Origin of the sequence: Streptomyces xanthophaeus (assembly GCF_000725805.1) — a bacterium.
Taxonomy (GTDB): Bacteria; Actinomycetota; Actinomycetes; order Streptomycetales; family Streptomycetaceae; genus Streptomyces; species Streptomyces xanthophaeus.
The window spans coordinates 56,238-71,682 of record NZ_KL647136.1 but is presented as its reverse complement, the minus strand read 5'-3'; the positions used below and the strand labels follow the sequence as shown (position 1 = coordinate 71,682).

The following is a 15,445-nucleotide window of genomic DNA, read 5'->3' as shown; positions in this document are numbered from 1 at the left end:
CGCCCGGAGCCCGCGGAGGCGTCAACTCCGTACGTACTTCAGCCCCGCCGGACGGTTCCGGCGGGGCTGTCGCCTATCAGGGTGGACCCGGCCGAGGCCCCTTCCGCCCACCCGTCGACGCAGGTCAGCGTGGTCCCGTCGGTGCTCCGGAACGGTCCGGGGCGCCCTGCGTCCACAAGGAGTTGACCCGTCATGCGTACGTGTAACACCACCGCCCGCAGCGCCCGCAGCACCCACACCGCCCGCGTCACCCGCGCCACGCGCCTCAGCACGTTCCTGGCCGCGACCGCCCTGGCCCTCACCGCCCTGATCCCCGGTACGGCCACCCACGCGCACGCCGCGGGCCCGCCCACCCTCGGCGCCTGCGCGACCGGGCAGCTGTGCCTGTGGGCGAAGGCGGAGTTCAAGGGCACGCGGCACACCTACGAGCTGAGCACCCTGGACATCAACAGCTGCACCGCGCTGCCCGCCCGCACCAGCGTCCAGTCGCTCACCAACCGCACCGGCCGCCCCGTCACCACCTACCAGTCGGCGGAATGCGCCGAGACCGGCGAGTTCCAGACCTACCCGGGCGACGGGGTCTGGCTGCCCCAGTCGCCCTACCAGGTCAGGGCGTTCAAGGTGTGGGAGCGCTAGCTCCGCGCGACGCCGGGGCGCCCGGCCGGACGGCTTCGGCTTCGACGCCGCCGCCCAGCCGGGCGACCTCGCCGCGCAGGGCCCGTACCTCCGCCTGGAGCTCGTGGATGGCGGCCAGCTGGAGCCGCTCCGCCTGGTCGTCGCGCTCGAAGCGGGAGATGAACCAGGCCGCGATGTTCGCGGTGACCACACCCAGCAGGGCGATCCCGGACAGCATCAGCCCGACGGCCAGCACCCGGCCCAGGCCCGTGGTCGGGGAGTGGTCGCCGTACCCGACCGTCGTCATCGTGGTGAACGACCACCACACGGCGTCGCCCAGGTTCTTGATGTTCCCCTCGGGAGCGTCCCGCTCCACGCTCAGCACCGCCAGCGAGCCGAACATCAGCAGCCCCACCACCGCTCCGGCCACGTACGTCGTCAGCCGGATCTGCGGAGCCATCCGCGCCCGCCGCCCCACCAGCATCAAGGTGGCGACCAGCCGCAGCAGCCGCAGCGGCTGGACGAGCGGCAGCACCACCGCGGCCAGGTCCAGCCAGTGCGTGCGCACGAAGTGCAGGCGGTTGCCCGTCAGACCCAGCCGGACGAGGTAGTCGGCGGCGAAGGCGCCCCACACCACCCACTCCACGTAGGTGCAGGCCCGGAGCACCTCCGCCCGCGCTTCCGGGGCGACGATGGGCACGGCGTACGCGACGGCGAACGCGACGGCGAGCACGAGCAGCGGCATCTGCGTCCGCCGCTCCCATGTGCGCTGGCGGGAGGGTTCCTTCATGCCGAGCATCGTAAGGACCCCGCGAAACGGAACGGACCCCGGTACTCCGGGGTCCGTTCCGCCGCTCCGTACGGGGCCGATCAGGCGGTGACTAGGCGTCGCCGCCCGCCGCGCCCGGGTCCGCCGCGCTCACGTCCAGCAGCTGGTACCGGTCGACGGCCTGCTTGAGCACCGAACGGTCCACCTTGCCCTCCTTGGCGAGCTCGGTCAGCGTAGCCAGGACCACCGACTGGGCGTCGATGTGGAAGAACCGCCGCGCCGCACCGCGGGTGTCCGCGAAGCCGAAGCCGTCCGCACCCAGCGAGGTGTACGCACCCGGCACCCACCGCGAGATCTGGTCCGGCACGGAACGCATCCAGTCCGAGACCGCCACGAACGGCCCCTCGGCACCCGACAGCTTGCGCGTCACGTACGGGACCCGCTGCTCCTCCTCCGGGTGGAGCAGATTGTGCTCCTCCACCTCGACGGCCTCGCGCCGCAGCTCGTTCCAGGAGGTCGCCGACCAGACGTCCGCCCGGACGTTCCACTCCTCGGCCAGGATCCGCTGCGCCTCCAGCGCCCACGGCACCGCCACGCCCGAGGCCAGCAGCTGCGCCCCGATGGTGCCCGAGGTGCCGGCCGCCACCCGGTGGATGCCCTTGAGGATGCCGTCCACGTCCACGTCGGCCGGCTCGGCCGGGTGCTGGATCGGCTCGTTGTAGACGGTCAGGTAGTAGAAGACGTCCTCCGCCTCCGGACCGTACATCCGCCGCAGCCCGTCCCGGACGATGTGCGCGATCTCGTACCCGTAGGCCGGGTCGTACGCCACGCAGCCCGGGTTCGTCGACGCCAGCAGCTGGGAGTGACCGTCGGCGTGCTGGAGCCCCTCACCCGTCAGGGTGGTCCGCCCGGCGGTCGCGCCGAGGACGAAACCGCGCGCCAGCTGGTCGGCCATCTGCCAGAACTGGTCACCCGTGCGCTGGAAACCGAACATCGAGTAGAAGACGTACACCGGGATCAGCGGCTCGCCGTGCGTCGCGTACGCCGAACCCGCGGCGATCAGCGAGGCCGTGCAGCCCGCCTCCGAGATGCCGTCGTGCAGCATCTGGCCGGTCGGCGACTCCTTGTACGCGAGCAGCAGGTCGCGGTCGACCGCCTCGTACTGCTGGCCCAGCGGGTTGTAGATCTTGGCGCTCGGGAAGAAGGCGTCCATGCCGAACGTGCGGTACTCGTCCGGCGCGATCAGCACGAAGCGCTTGCCGATCTCCTTGTCCCGCATCAGGTCCTTCAGGATGCGGACGAAGGCCATCGTCGTGGCGATCGACTGCTGCCCCGAACCCTTCTTCGCCCCCGCGTAGGCGGCGTCGCCCGGCAGCTCCAGGGGCTTGGCGCGCACCACGCGCGTCGGCACGTAACCGCCGTGCGCGCTGCGCTGGTCGTGCATGTACTGGATCTCGGGGGAATTGCGGCCCGGGTGGTAGTACGGCGGTGCGCCGCCCTCCAGCTGGGCGTCCGTGATCGGGATGTGCAGGCGGTCGCGGAAGCGCTTGAGGTCGTCGACCGTCAGCTTCTTCATCTGGTGCGTGGCGTTGCGGCCCTCGAAGTTCGGGCCGAGCGTCCAGCCCTTGACCGTCTGCGCCAGGATCACCGTGGGCTGGCCCTTGTGGGCCTTGGCCGCCGCGTACGCCGCGTAGACCTTCTTGTGGTCGTGACCGCCGCGGCCCAGGTGCTGGATCTGGTAGTCGCTCATGTTCTCGACCATCGCGCGCAGCCGCTGGTCCCCGCCGAAGAAGTGCTCGCGGATGTACGCACCCGACTCGGTGGCGTACGTCTGGAACTGCCCGTCCGGAGTGGAGTTCATCTTGTTGACCAGGATGCCGTCGCGGTCCTGCGCCAGCAGCGGGTCCCAGGAGCGGTCCCAGATCAGCTTGATGACGTTCCAGCCGGCCCCGCGGAACTGCGACTCCAGCTCCTGGATGATCTTGCCGTTGCCGCGCACCGGGCCGTCGAGGCGCTGGAGGTTGCAGTTCACGACGAACGTCAGGTTGTCGAGGCCCTCACGGGCGGCGATCGACAGCTGGCCGAGCGACTCCGGCTCGTCCATCTCGCCGTCACCGAGGTACGCCCAGACGTGGGACCTGGAGGTGTCCGCGATCCCGCGCGCCTGCATGTAGCGGTTCATCCGGGCCTGGTAGATCGCGCCGAGCGGGCCGAGGCCCATCGAGACGGTCGGGAACTCCCAGAAGTCCGGCATCAGCCGCGGGTGCGGGTAGCTCGAAAGGCCGTACGGGGCCTTCGACTTCTCCTGCCGGAACGCGTCGAGCTGCTGCTCGGAGAGCCGGTCCAGGAGGTAGGCGCGGGCGTAGATACCGGGGGAGGCGTGGCCCTGGAAGAAGATCTGGTCGCCGCCGTCGCCCTCGTCCTTGCCCCGGAAGAAGTGGTTGAAGCCCACGTCGTAGAGGGACGCGGAGGAGGCGAAGGTCGCGATGTGGCCGCCGACGCCGATGCCGGGGCGCTGGGCGCGCGAGACCATGACGGCCGCGTTCCAACGGGTGGCGTTGAGGACCTTGCGCTCGATCTCCTCGTTGCCGGGGAAGAAGGGCTCGTCCTTCGTGGCGATCGTGTTGACGTAGTCCGTGCTGCGCATCTCCGGCACGGCCACGCGCTTCTCGCGGGCCCGCTCGATCAGCCGCAGCATCAGGTAGCGGGCGCGTTCACGGCCCCGCTCGTCGACGGCGGCGTCCAGGGAGTCGAGCCACTCCTGCGTCTCCTCCGGATCGAAGTCCGGGACCTGACTCGGCAGGCCGCCAATGATGATCGGATTGCGATCGGATGCGGAAGCCACGCTGTTCCTTCGCTGTCGGGGGGAGTCGTGCTGATCCCGGATCTGAGGGGGGAGCCGCCTCCCATGGTCTTACGCGCGGCCCCGATCGTCACCTTTACCACTGGGTAATCCCTTGAGCCGCCGGGGAGTCCTCGGGCCGGGCGACGGGCCGGGGTACGGCCAAAACGCAACCTTACGCTCAAGTCGGGCAACGATTTCGTAAGGCCGTTCGTCCCTCAAACAGGTAGGAAAGTCCTCAAGCAATCCCGAATGAGCTGGAATGGTGTGGGATGAATCACCAGGGGCCCGGACGGGGAGGCTGAAAGTTGCGGCGAGACGGCCGCAATCGTCACCGTTTCGACGGTCTCGGCGGCCGGGTACTTGCGCGATCCGCCGCGCCCGTGTGGACTACGTCCAATGCTGCGCGTACGCGCGCCGCCAGAAGACATTCACCGAACATGAGCAGGAGGCACCCCGTGAGCGCGACCGCGGACCACGCGGAGAACCTGGCCGCCCGGCTGGGTTTCCAGTCCGAACAGGTGGTCCAGGAGATCGGCTACGACGACGACGTCGATCAGGATTTCCGTGATGTCGTTGATGAGCTCGTCGGCGACCTCGTCGACGAGGACTACGACGACGTCGCAGACGCCGTGTTGCTGTGGTTCCGAGAGGACGACGGCGATCTGGCGGACACACTGGTCGATGCCACCGAGCTGATCGAGGACGGCGCACTGATCCTGCTGCTGACCCCCAAGACGGGCCGTCCCGGCTACGTCGAGGCCAGCGACATCAAGGAAGCCGCAGAGACCGCAGGTCTCTCGCTGGCCAAGGGCGCCCCCGTCGGCAAGGAGTGGGCCGCCACCAAGCTGGTGACGCCCAAGACCGCCGTCAAGCCCAAGCGCTGAGCCGCGCCCCGCAGCCGAGCGGACACGTATGCACACCCCGTCGACCCCGGTCGGCGGGGTGTGCGCGTTCACCGGACTAGGGTTGTCCGGGGCGTCTCACCCGAACGGCCCAACCGAGGGATGCAGGAACGAAGGGAAGCGAGACATGGCGATCGAGGTCGGCAGCAAGGCCCCGGACTTCGAGCTCAAGGACAACCACGGCGCCACCGTGCGGCTCTCCGACTTCCGGGGGGAGAAGGCCGTCGTGCTGCTCTTCTACCCGTTCGCCTTCACCGGCGTCTGCACCGGCGAGCTGTGCGAGCTGCGGGACCAGCTGCCGCGGTTCCAGAACGCCGACGTCCAGCTCCTCGCGGTCTCCAACGACTCCGTGCCGACCCTGCGGGTCTTCGGCGAGCAGGAGGACCTGGACTACCCCCTGCTGTCGGACTTCTGGCCGCACGGGGAGACCTCGCGGGCCTACGGCGTCTTCGACGAGGACAAGGGCTGCGCGGTCCGCGGCACGTTCATCATCGACAAGGACGGCGTGGTGCGGTGGACTGTCGTCAACGCACTGCCCGACGCGCGTGACCTGAACGAGTACATCAAGGCCCTCGACAGTCTCTGAGGGCCACCGCACGATTGCGTGCGAAAACCCGCTTACAGGCGGGGAACCCGTCACTAGGATCGAAACGTTGATCCGGTAGCAACCTGCACGACGGGGCCCCGCCCCACACATGAACCCAATGGAGGACCCGTGGGAGTCAGCCTCAGCAAGGGCGGCAACGTCTCGCTGACCAAGGCCGCGCCTAACCTGACGGCGGTCATCGTCGGTCTCGGCTGGGATGCTCGCACCACCACCGGTGTCGACTTCGACCTCGACGCCAGCGCGATCCTGACCAACGACCAGGGCAAGGTCGCCAGCGACGCGAACTTCGTCTTCTTCAACAACCTGAAGAGCCCCGACGGCTCCGTCGAGCACACCGGTGACAACACCACCGGTGAGGGCGAGGGCGACGACGAGGCGATCAAGGTCAACCTCGCCGGCGTGCCGGCCGATGTCTCCAAGATCGTCTTCCCGGTCTCGATCTACGAGGCCGAGAGCCGTCAGCAGAGCTTCGGCCAGGTCCGCAACGCGTACATCCGCGTCGTGAACCAGGCCGACAACACCGAGCTCGCCCGCTACGACCTCTCCGAGGACGCCTCGACCGAGACCGCCATGGTCTTCGGCGAGCTGTACCGCAACGGCGCCGAGTGGAAGTTCCGCGCCATCGGCCAGGGCTACGCCTCGGGCCTGCGCGGCATCGCCCAGGACTTCGGCGTCAACGTCTGAGCCGAAAGCAGTTCACCCGTCCGGCGCCGTGCACTGTGTGTACGGCGCCGGACCGGCTTTACCCGCTCCATCGGTTCCGCCTGCTCCACCCGCACCCGTTCCACCCGCTTCACCTGCTTCACCCGCTCCAGTCACACCGTCGTCCGGGGAGGACCACATCATGGGCGTCACACTCGCCAAGGGGGGCAATGTCTCCCTCTCCAAGGCCGCACCGAACCTCACCCGGGTCCTGATCGGCCTCGGATGGGACGCGCGCTCGACCACGGGAGCCGACTTCGACCTCGATGCCAGCGCGCTGCTGTGCAACAGCGGCCGGGTGCTCGGGGACGAGTACTTCGTGTTCTACAACAACCTGAAGAGCCCCGAGGGCTCCGTCGAACACACGGGGGACAATCTCACCGGCGAGGGTGACGGCGACGACGAGTCGATCATCATCGACCTCACCAAGGTGCCGGACCGCGTGGACAAGATCGTCTTCCCGGTCTCGATCCACGAGGCGGACACCCGCCGCCAGAGCTTCGGCCAGGTCAGCAACGCCTTCATCCGCGTGGTCAACGAGGCCGACGGCCAGGAACTGGCCCGGTACGACCTGTCCGAGGACGCGTCCAGCGAGACCGCGATGATCTTCGGCGAGGTCTACCGGTACGGGGGCGAATGGAAGTTCCGGGCGGTGGGGCAGGGGTACGCGTCGGGCCTCAGGGGCATCGCTCTAGACTTCGGGGTCAACGTTTCGTAAAGCCGTACAACACGATGGGGTGCCAGTGGTTCTCAAAACCTTCGGCTGGTCGTTCGCAGTCACTGCGCTCGGTCTGGTCGCAGCGGTGTTCTACGGGGGGTGGACCGCCTTCGGGATCGTGGCGATCCTGTCGGTCCTCGAGATCTCGCTGTCTTTCGACAACGCGGTGGTCAACGCCGGAATCCTGAAGAAGATGAATGCCTTCTGGCAGAAGATCTTCCTCACCATCGGTGTCCTCATCGCCGTGTTCGGTATGCGACTGGTCTTCCCCGTCGTGATCGTCGCGATCAGTGCCAAGATCGGTCCTATTGACGCCGTTGACCTCGCGCTCAACGACAAGGACATGTACCAGCAGATCGTCACGGACGCTCACCCGTCCATCGCGGCCTTCGGTGGCATGTTCCTCCTGATGATCTTCCTCGACTTCATCTTCGAGGACCGGGACATCAAGTGGCTCGCCTGGCTCGAGCGTCCGCTCGCCAAGCTCGGCAAGATCGACATGCTGTCCGCGTGCATCGCCCTGATCATCCTGGCCATCACCTCGATGACCTTCGCCGCCAACGCCCACCAGCACGGCGGCGCCCACGTCGACAAGGCGCAGACCGTCCTGATCTCCGGCATCCTCGGCCTGATCACCTACATGGTCGTCGGCGGTCTCTCCGGCTACTTCGAGAACAAGCTCGAGGAAGAGGAGGAGGCCGAGCACGAGGCCGAGGAGGCGGCGAAGAAGGCCGGCAAGCCCGTCTCGGCGGTCGCCATGGCCGGCAAGGCCGCCTTCTTCATGTTCCTCTACCTTGAGGTCCTCGACGCCTCGTTCTCCTTCGACGGGGTCATCGGCGCCTTCGCGATCACCAACGACATCGTGCTCATGGCCCTGGGCCTCGGCATCGGTGCCATGTACGTCCGTTCGCTGACGGTCTACCTGGTCCGCCAGGGCACCCTCGACGACTACGTGTACCTGGAGCACGGCGCGCACTACGCCATCGGCGCGCTCGCCGTGATCCTCCTGGTCACCATCCAGTACGAGATCAACGAGGTCATCACCGGCCTCGTCGGCGTCGTGCTGATCGGCTGGTCCTTCTGGTCCTCGGTGCGCCGCAACAAGCGCCTCGAAGTGGAGGGTGCCTCCGCCGAGGCATGACCGCGGCGGTAATGCGGAACGCTCCATGGCGGGGCGGCCTGCAGGGTCCACGGACCCGGCGGGCCGCCCCGTTTTCCGTACGTACGCAGCAGGGGGGTAGGGGTATGGGCTTCTTCGACGGCATCCTGGGCAGCCGCGCCGTGCAGTTCCAGTCGGGCAGCGCCTCGTCGAACGCGATCGAGCTGAACAAACGACATCCGACGGTGTCGCTCACCAAACAGGGGGCGGTCCACGGCAACCTGCGCGTCAACCTGTCCTGGCGCATGCGCACCTCGGACATCAGCGGCCGCCGCTCGGGCCAGAGCGGGCAGCTCCTGCGGCATCCGTTCAAGCTCTTCAAGCCCGACATGGTGCAGGCGCACACCCAGGGCATGGTCAACGTCGACCTCGACATGGGCTGCCTGTACGAGCTGACCGACGGCACCCGGGGCGCCGTGCAGCCGCTGGGCAACCTGCTGGGCGACCTGAACGACCCGCCGTACGTCAAGCTCAGCGGCGACGACCGCTTCGGCTCGGCCTCCGGGGAGACCCTGTACGTCAATCTCGACCATGCGGACGAGATCAAGCGGCTGCTGGTCTTCGTCTACATCTACGACCAGACCCCGGCCTTCGACCGGACGCACGCCATGGTGACCCTCTTCCCGGTCACCGGGCCGCGGATCGAGATCCCGCTGGACGAGCGGCACCCGCAGGCCCGTTCCTGCGCGGTGGTCTCCCTGGAGAAGGTCAAGGGAGAGCTCGTCGTGCGGCGCGAGGTGAAGTTCGTCTACGGGTTCCAGGCCGAGCTGGACCGGCTGTACGGCTGGGGGCTCCAGTGGGGGCGGGGCTACAAGAGCACCAAGGCCTGACGGCCCGGCCGGGGCGGGCGTGCCGCCCTGGCCGGGCCGTCAGGCCGCCCGGGCCGGCCTCAGCGGCGGATGAGCCGGGCTCAGCGGCGGATGAACTGGGGGCCCTGCGCCGGCAGCCGGAAGGCCGGGTCGCCGCCCGGGCCGGGCACCGGGGCCGGGGACACCGGCTGCGGGTACCCGTAGGCGGGCTGGACGGCCGGCGGGGCCTGGGTGGGCGGGGCCGGGGTCCGGGGCGACGGCGGGGCCATCGCGGCCGTCTGGTCGGCGGTCGGCCCGGCGGTCGGCCCTGCGGCGGCTCCGCCGCCGCTCGCTCCGGCTCCGGCCTCCGGCGCGTTCTCGTCGACCGAGATCCCGTGGTCGGTCGCCAGGCCCACCAGTCCGTTGGAGTAGCCCTCGCCGAGCGCGCGGAACTTCCACCCCTCGCCCCTGCGGTACATCTCCCCGCAGATCAGGGCCGTCTCGGCGCCGGTCTCGGGCCGTACGTCGAAGTAGGCCAGCGGTTCGGAGCCGCCGGTCGCGGTGGCGTCGTAGAGCAGGATCCGCAGGTCTCGCACATGCTCGAAGGGGACGTCCTCGGCCGAGGCGACCACCAGGATCCGGTCCACCGCCGGGGTCACGGCGCGCAGGTCGGCCTGGACGGCGTCGGTGATCCCGTCGCCGAGCTGCTTCTTCCCCAGCCTCCACACGGCTCCAGAGGGGTGCCGGGGCTGGTTGTAGAAGACGAAGTCCTCGTCCGACCGGACCCGCCCGTCCGCTCCCACGAGCAGGGCGGAGGCGTCCACGTCGGGTACGTCCGGGCCGTCGGTCCAGCGCAGTACCGCCCGGACCGCCACGGCGGACACCGGGATGTTCGAGCCCTTCTGCATCGCGTGCGTCATGCCCGTCATCCTGCCCTCCCGGGGTCGGGCGGGACAATGCGGCCCCCCGTAGGGCCTTGTATCGAACGGGAGACCTGGGCATGGTGCAAGAGGGTTACCTGAACTTCATGTGCTTGAGGAACTCTTGACTCACGTTCGTACGTACTATTACCGGCCACGCCAGTTGGGCCGCCGAGGCAGTACGGGGGAAGCACATGCGTCACTTTGGGCATATATCGCCCGTGGTCCGTAAGGACCTCTTCCACCAGGAACCGGCCGAGTTCACCGCCGCCTCGCCCGCCCGTACCCTCGCCGCCGCACTGGGCGCCACGCTCTACAGCCCGGCGACCCGCCCCCAGCTCGCCGCCGACATCCGCAAGCAGGCCGGCCGCGGAGTGGTCTCCATGGTCCTCTGCCTGGAGGATTCCATCAGTGACGGCGACGTGACCGGGGCCGAGGAGAACCTCGTCCGGCAGTTCGCCGACCTCGACGCGGAGGCCGACGAGCTCCCGCTGCTGTTCATCCGGGTGCGCACGCCCGAGCAGATACCCGACCTGGTGCGCCGCCTCGGAGGCTCGGCGCGCCTTCTGGCCGGATTCGTACTCCCGAAGTTCACCGAGAGCCGCGGTACGGCCTTCCTCGACGCCGTCGCCCAGGCGGAGGCGGCCCACGGGCACGCCCGCCTGTATGCCATGCCCGTCCTGGAGACCCCCGACCTCCTGTACCTCGAAACCCGCGTCGAAGCCCTCGCGGGCATCTCGCGCACGGTCAACGCGTACCGCGAGCGGGTCCTGGCGCTGCGGCTCGGCGTCACCGACTTCTGCTCCGTCTACGGCCTGCGGCGCACCCCCGACATGACCGCCTACGACGTCCAGATCGTGGCCGGAGTGATCGCGGACGTCGTCAACGTCCTCAGCCGCGCCGACGGCACCGGCTTCACCGTCACCGGCCCGGTGTGGGAGTACTTCCGCAGCCAGCAGCGCCTCTTCAAGCCCCAGCTGCGCCGCAGCCCCTTCCTTGAGGAGGGCGTGGAGGAACTGCGCACCGCGCTGATCGAGCACGACCTGGACGGGCTGCTGCGCGAGATCGAACTCGACCGGGCCAACGGACTGCTCGGCAAGACCTGCATCCACCCCGCGCACGTCACGCCCGTGCACGCCCTGTCGGTGGTCTCCCACGAGGAGTTCAGCGACGCCCAGGACATCCTGCGCCCGGAGCGGGGCGGCGGCGGCGTGATGCGTTCCGTCTACACGAACAAGATGAACGAGGTGAAGCCCCACCGGGCCTGGGCCGAGCGCACCATGCTGCGCGCCGAGGTCTTCGGTGTGGCGAAGGAGGAGGTCGGCTTCGTCGACCTCCTGACGGCCGGGCTGCAGGTCTGAGCCGTCCTTGAAGAAGGCAGCGAAGGCAGCGAAGGCAACGAAGGCTATGAGGAAGGGCAAGACGATCGAAGCAGTGTGGTCGGGAACCTGGGTCGCGGACCGGCTGGGCGTACGCCTGCAAGAGGCCGACGGGCCGGGCTCACCGCAGCTCGCGGACCTGCTCGGGCTGGCGCTGCGCCGCAACCCCAAGCGGGCGCACCTGCTCGTCTCGCAGGTGCTCGGCAAGCACGTCCCGCAGTCCCCGCGGACCGTGTACGCCGCCGGGTACGGGCTCGGCGAGCGGGTCCGGGCGCTGCTCGGCGACGAGGCCGCCGCCTCGGCCGTCGTCCTCGGCTACGCGGAGACCGCCACCGGCCTCGGCCACTGCGTCGCCGACGGCCTGGGGCCCGCCCCGTACCTGCACTCCACCCGCCGGCCCGTGCCCGGCGTGGAGCCCGCGGGCGGCTTCGAGGAGGCCCACTCGCACGCCACCTCGCACCTGCTGCTGCCCGAGGACCCCGCGCTGCTCGCGGGGAGCGGGCCGCTGGTCCTCGTCGACGACGAGTTCTCCACCGGCAGCACCGTCCTGAACACCATCCGCGACCTGCACGGCCGCCACCCGCGCGGGCACTACGTGGTCGTCGCCCTCGTCGACATGCGCTCCGCGGCCGACCGCGACCGGCTCACCGCCTTCGCCGCCGAGATCGGCGCCCGCGTCGACCTCATCGCCCTGGCCTCCGGCACGGTCCACCTCCCCGAGGGGGTCCTGGCCAAGGGCCAGGCCCTGGTCGAGGAGTACGAATCCGGGCACCCGGACCGGCAGGGCGCCGCGGCGGAGGGGCTCCGGCCGGGGCCCGTCGACGGCGCTTTCGTGCGGGTCGCGCTCGGCTGGCCCGCAGGCCTCCCCGACGGCGGGCGGCACGGCTTCACCCCCGCGCACCGTGCCACCCTGGAGGCGGCCCTGCCCGCGATGGCCGCCCGGCTCGCGGACGCGCTCGGCGAGCGGCCCGGACGGGTCCTGGTCCTCGGCAACGAGGAGCTGATGTACGCGCCGCTGCGCCTCGCCCAGACCCTGGAGGAGACCGGCGCGGCCCCCGAGGTCCGCTTCTCCACCACCACCCGCTCGCCCGTCCTGGCCGTGGACGACCCCGGCTACGCCATCCGGACCCGGCTGGTCTTCCCCGCCCACGACGAGCCCGCCGACGGCCCGGGCGACCGCTACGCCTACAACGTGCGCGCCGCGACGGCGGACCCCGGCTTCGACACCGTCGTCGCCGTCGTCGACTCCGCCGCGGACACCCCCGCCCTGCACACGGGGCTCCTGGCGGCCCTGGCCCGGCACACCGGCCGCGTCCTGCTGGCCGTCGTGCCTTCCTACGTACCCGACGTACACGACGCACCCGATGTACCCGACGTACCCGACCGGCGGGAGCCGATCATGACCGAGCCCCTGCGCGGCCCCGCCTTCTCCTCGTACGCACCCGAGGACGTCGGCTGGCTGCTCCAGGACTTCTCCGACGTCGAGCTGGAAGCCCCCACCGAGGAGCGCGAGGAAGCGATCCAGGCGGGCGGCGCCCACTACGCAGAATCACTGCCCGTCGAGTACCAGCCGTCCCCGCAGTACCAGGAGCTCTACCTGAGCGCGCTGGGCGCCTCCGCCGCCCGCATAGCCAGGGCCGTCGGCACGGTCACCGAGACCGTCCTGGCCGAACGCTCCCCGTCGCCCGTCCTGGTCTCCCTGGCCCGCGCCGGAACCCCCGTCGGCGTGCTCATGCGCCGCTGGGCCCAGCTGCGGCACGGCCTGGACCTGCCGCACTACGCCGTCTCCATCGTCCGCGGCCGCGGCATCGACGCCAACGCCCTGCGCTGGCTGGCCGCCCACCACGACCCGGCCGACGTCGTCTTCGTCGACGGCTGGACCGGCAAGGGCGCCATCACCCGCGAGCTGAAGGCCGCCCTGGGCGAGTTCCCCGGCTTCGACCCGGAGATCGTCGTGCTCGCCGACCCCGGCTCCTGCGTGTCGACCTACGGCACCCGCGAGGACTTCCTCATCCCCTCGGCCTGTCTCAATTCCACCGTCTCCGGGCTCGTCTCGCGTACGGTTCTGAGGTCCGACCTGGTCGGACCCGCCGACTTCCACGGCGCGAAGTTCTACCGCGAGCTCGCCGGGGCCGACGTCTCCGCCGACTTCGTCACCGCCGTCGCCGCCCACTTCGACGACGTGGCCGAAGCCGTCGACGACGAGGTCAAGGAACTGCTGGCGGCCGACCGCACGCCCACCTGGGAAGGCTGGGCGGCGGTGGAACGCATCAGCGAGGAGTACGGCATCCACGACGTGAACCTGGTCAAGCCCGGCGTCGGCGAGACCACCCGGGTCCTGCTGCGCCGCGTGCCGTGGAAGATCCTGGCGCAGCGCGGCGCCGGGGCCGACCTGGACCACGTACGCCTGCTCGCCGAGCAGCGCGGCGTCCCGGTGGAAGAGGTCGACGGGCTGCCCTACACCTGCGTGGGACTCGTTCACCCCCGCTTCACGCGCGGCGCCACCGGCGCCGACGGAAAGGCCGTGGCCTCGAAGTGACTGTCCTGATAGCCAGCGACCTCGACCGCACGCTCATCTACTCGGCGGCCGCCCTCGGCCTGACCATGCCCGACCCGGTGGCCCCGCGGCTGCTGTGCGTCGAGGTCCACGAGAGCAAGCCGCTGTCCTACATGACGGAGACGGCGGCCGGACTGCTGGCGGAGCTGACGGCCGATCCGTCCGTGGTCTTCGTCCCGACGACGACCCGGACCCGCAAGCAGTACCAGCGGATCCGCTTCCCCGGCCGCCCGGCCCCCTACGCGATCTGCGCGAACGGTGGCCAGCTGCTGGTCGACGGGGTCCCCGACCGGGACTGGCGCCGCCAGGTCGCCGCCCGCCTCGCCGAGGAGTGCGCCCCGCTGGAAGAGGTCCACGCCCACCTGCTGGCGACGGCGGACCCGGCCTGGCTGCGCAAGGCACGCCTGGCGGAGGACCTCTTCGCCTACCTGGTCGTCGAACGCGCCCTCGTCCCCGACGAATGGCTCAAGTCCCTCTCCAGCTGGTCCGAGACCCGGGGCTGGACCGTCTCCCTCCAGGGCCGCAAGATCTACGCCGTCCCGCGCCCGCTCACCAAGAGCGCCGCGATGCACGAGGTGGCCCGCCGCACCGGAGCGAGCGTCACCCTCGCCGCGGGGGACTCCCTCCTCGACGCCGACCTGCTGCTCGCCGCGGACGCCGGCTGGCGCCCCGGCCACGGCGAACTGGCCGACGCGCAGTGGACGGCGCCGACGGTCACCGCCCTGCCCGAGGCGGGCGTCCTCGCGGGCGAGGAAATCGTCCGCGCGTTCACCCGGGAAGCGGCCCGGCTGGGCACACTGGACGCATGACCAAGGGCAACAGCACCAAGATCACCGATGAGCTCTACCGGTACATGCTCGACCACAACCCCCCGCTGGACGCGGTCCAGCGGGGGCTGGTGGCGACCACGTACGAGAAGTTCCCGCACGTCGCCGGGATGCAGTCCGCCGAGGAACAGGGCCCGCTGCTGGCCTTCCTGGTCCGGCTGACCGGCGCCCGCCACATCGTCGAGGTCGGCACCTTCACCGGCTTCTCGGCCCTGTCGATGGCCCAGGCCCTGCCCGCGGACGGCCGCCTCATCGCCTGCGACGTCTCCGAGGAATGGACGGCGTACGGCCGGCAGGCCTGGGAGGAGGCGGGCGTCGCGGACCGCATCGAGCTGCGGATCGCACCGGCGCTGGAGACCCTGCGCGCGATGCCGGCCGAACCGCACATCGACCTGGCCTACGTGGACGCGGACAAGGAGAGCCAGATCGCCTACTGGGAGGAGCTCGTGCCGCGGCTGCGCCCCGGTGGCCTGATCGTCACCGACAACACGCTGTACCACGGCACGGTCCTCGACGAGTCGGCCACCGGCTCGGCGGCCGGGGTCCGCGCCTTCAACGACCACGTCTCGGCGGACCCGCGCATGGATTCCGTCCTCCTGGCGATCTCGGACGGCCTCACCTTGTCGCGCAAGCGCTGAGCCCTGAGCGCTGAGCTTT

14 protein-coding genes are annotated in these 15,445 nt (G+C 70.2%); 11 read left to right on the top strand and 3 right to left on the bottom strand.

What is annotated here, in order from left to right:
• Positions 1-192: 192 nt before the first annotated feature.
• On the top strand, positions 193-636 hold the full coding sequence (locus tag IO30_RS0137385; RefSeq protein WP_051902828.1) for a peptidase inhibitor family I36 protein: 444 nt from the start codon (positions 193-195) through the stop codon (positions 634-636).
• Here the strand turns inward: IO30_RS0137385 and IO30_RS0137380 are convergent.
• Complete coding sequence (locus IO30_RS0137380; protein WP_031150737.1) at positions 617-1,405, bottom strand: potassium channel family protein; 789 nt, start codon at positions 1,403-1,405, stop codon at positions 617-619. The genes IO30_RS0137385 and IO30_RS0137380 overlap by 20 nt on opposite strands.
• A 91-nt stretch (positions 1,406-1,496) precedes the next feature.
• A complete protein-coding gene (gene aceE, locus IO30_RS0137375; protein WP_031150736.1) occupies positions 1,497-4,229 on the bottom strand; it encodes a pyruvate dehydrogenase (acetyl-transferring), homodimeric type in 2,733 nt (910 codons plus the stop codon).
• A gap of 455 nt (positions 4,230-4,684) precedes the next feature.
• On the opposite strand from aceE, the gene IO30_RS0137370 reads away from it, so the two are divergent.
• The 6 genes from IO30_RS0137370 (at position 4,685) to IO30_RS0137345 (ending at position 9,147) form a co-directional block, all read left to right on the top strand.
• A complete protein-coding gene (locus tag IO30_RS0137370; RefSeq protein WP_031150734.1) occupies positions 4,685-5,113 on the top strand; it encodes a DUF3052 domain-containing protein in 429 nt (142 codons plus the stop codon).
• 145 nt (positions 5,114-5,258) lie between these two features.
• Positions 5,259-5,717: a peroxiredoxin gene (locus tag IO30_RS0137365; protein ID WP_031150733.1), complete on the top strand. Its 459-nt coding sequence runs from the start codon at positions 5,259-5,261 to the stop codon at positions 5,715-5,717.
• Positions 5,718-5,846: 129 nt separating this feature from the next.
• Positions 5,847-6,422 (top strand): TerD family protein, encoded by a 576-nt coding sequence (locus tag IO30_RS0137360; RefSeq protein ID WP_031150730.1) that lies wholly within the window; start codon positions 5,847-5,849, stop codon positions 6,420-6,422.
• Between the two features lie 160 nt (positions 6,423-6,582).
• Positions 6,583-7,158 carry a TerD family protein gene (locus tag IO30_RS0137355; RefSeq protein ID WP_031150728.1) on the top strand — a complete coding sequence of 192 codons (576 nt, stop codon included), beginning with the start codon at positions 6,583-6,585 and terminating at the stop codon, positions 7,156-7,158.
• Positions 7,159-7,183: 25 nt separating this feature from the next.
• Positions 7,184-8,299, top strand: coding sequence for a DUF475 domain-containing protein (locus IO30_RS0137350; RefSeq protein WP_031150726.1), 1,116 nt, complete (start codon positions 7,184-7,186; stop codon positions 8,297-8,299).
• 104 nt (positions 8,300-8,403) lie between these two features.
• Positions 8,404-9,147, top strand: a complete 744-nt coding sequence (locus IO30_RS0137345; RefSeq protein WP_031150724.1) for a TerD family protein — start codon at positions 8,404-8,406, stop codon at positions 9,145-9,147.
• Positions 9,148-9,227: 80 nt separating this feature from the next.
• On the opposite strand, the gene IO30_RS0137340 is transcribed toward IO30_RS0137345, so the two are convergent.
• Positions 9,228-10,025, bottom strand: a complete 798-nt coding sequence (locus tag IO30_RS0137340) for a TerD family protein (protein ID WP_031150722.1) — start codon at positions 10,023-10,025, stop codon at positions 9,228-9,230.
• Between the two features lie 194 nt (positions 10,026-10,219).
• Here IO30_RS0137340 and IO30_RS0137335 point away from each other — a divergent pair, with 194 nt between their 5' ends.
• Genes IO30_RS0137335 through IO30_RS0137320 form a run of 4 tightly spaced genes read left to right on the top strand, consistent with a single transcriptional unit; the run spans position 10,220 to position 15,426 of the window.
• Positions 10,220-11,386: an HpcH/HpaI aldolase/citrate lyase family protein gene (locus IO30_RS0137335; RefSeq protein ID WP_031150720.1), complete on the top strand. Its 1,167-nt coding sequence runs from the start codon at positions 10,220-10,222 to the stop codon at positions 11,384-11,386.
• Positions 11,387-11,432: 46 nt separating this feature from the next.
• Positions 11,433-13,943, top strand: coding sequence for a phosphoribosyltransferase (locus tag IO30_RS0137330; RefSeq protein WP_031150718.1), 2,511 nt, complete (start codon positions 11,433-11,435; stop codon positions 13,941-13,943).
• Positions 13,940-14,770, top strand: coding sequence for an HAD family hydrolase (locus IO30_RS0137325; RefSeq protein ID WP_031150716.1), 831 nt, complete (start codon positions 13,940-13,942; stop codon positions 14,768-14,770). The genes IO30_RS0137330 and IO30_RS0137325 overlap by 4 nt, the downstream gene beginning before the upstream one ends.
• Positions 14,767-15,426 (top strand): O-methyltransferase, encoded by a 660-nt coding sequence (locus IO30_RS0137320; RefSeq protein WP_031150715.1) that lies wholly within the window; start codon positions 14,767-14,769, stop codon positions 15,424-15,426. Before IO30_RS0137325 ends, IO30_RS0137320 begins: the two co-directional genes overlap by 4 nt.
• Positions 15,427-15,445: the final 19 nt, after the last annotated feature.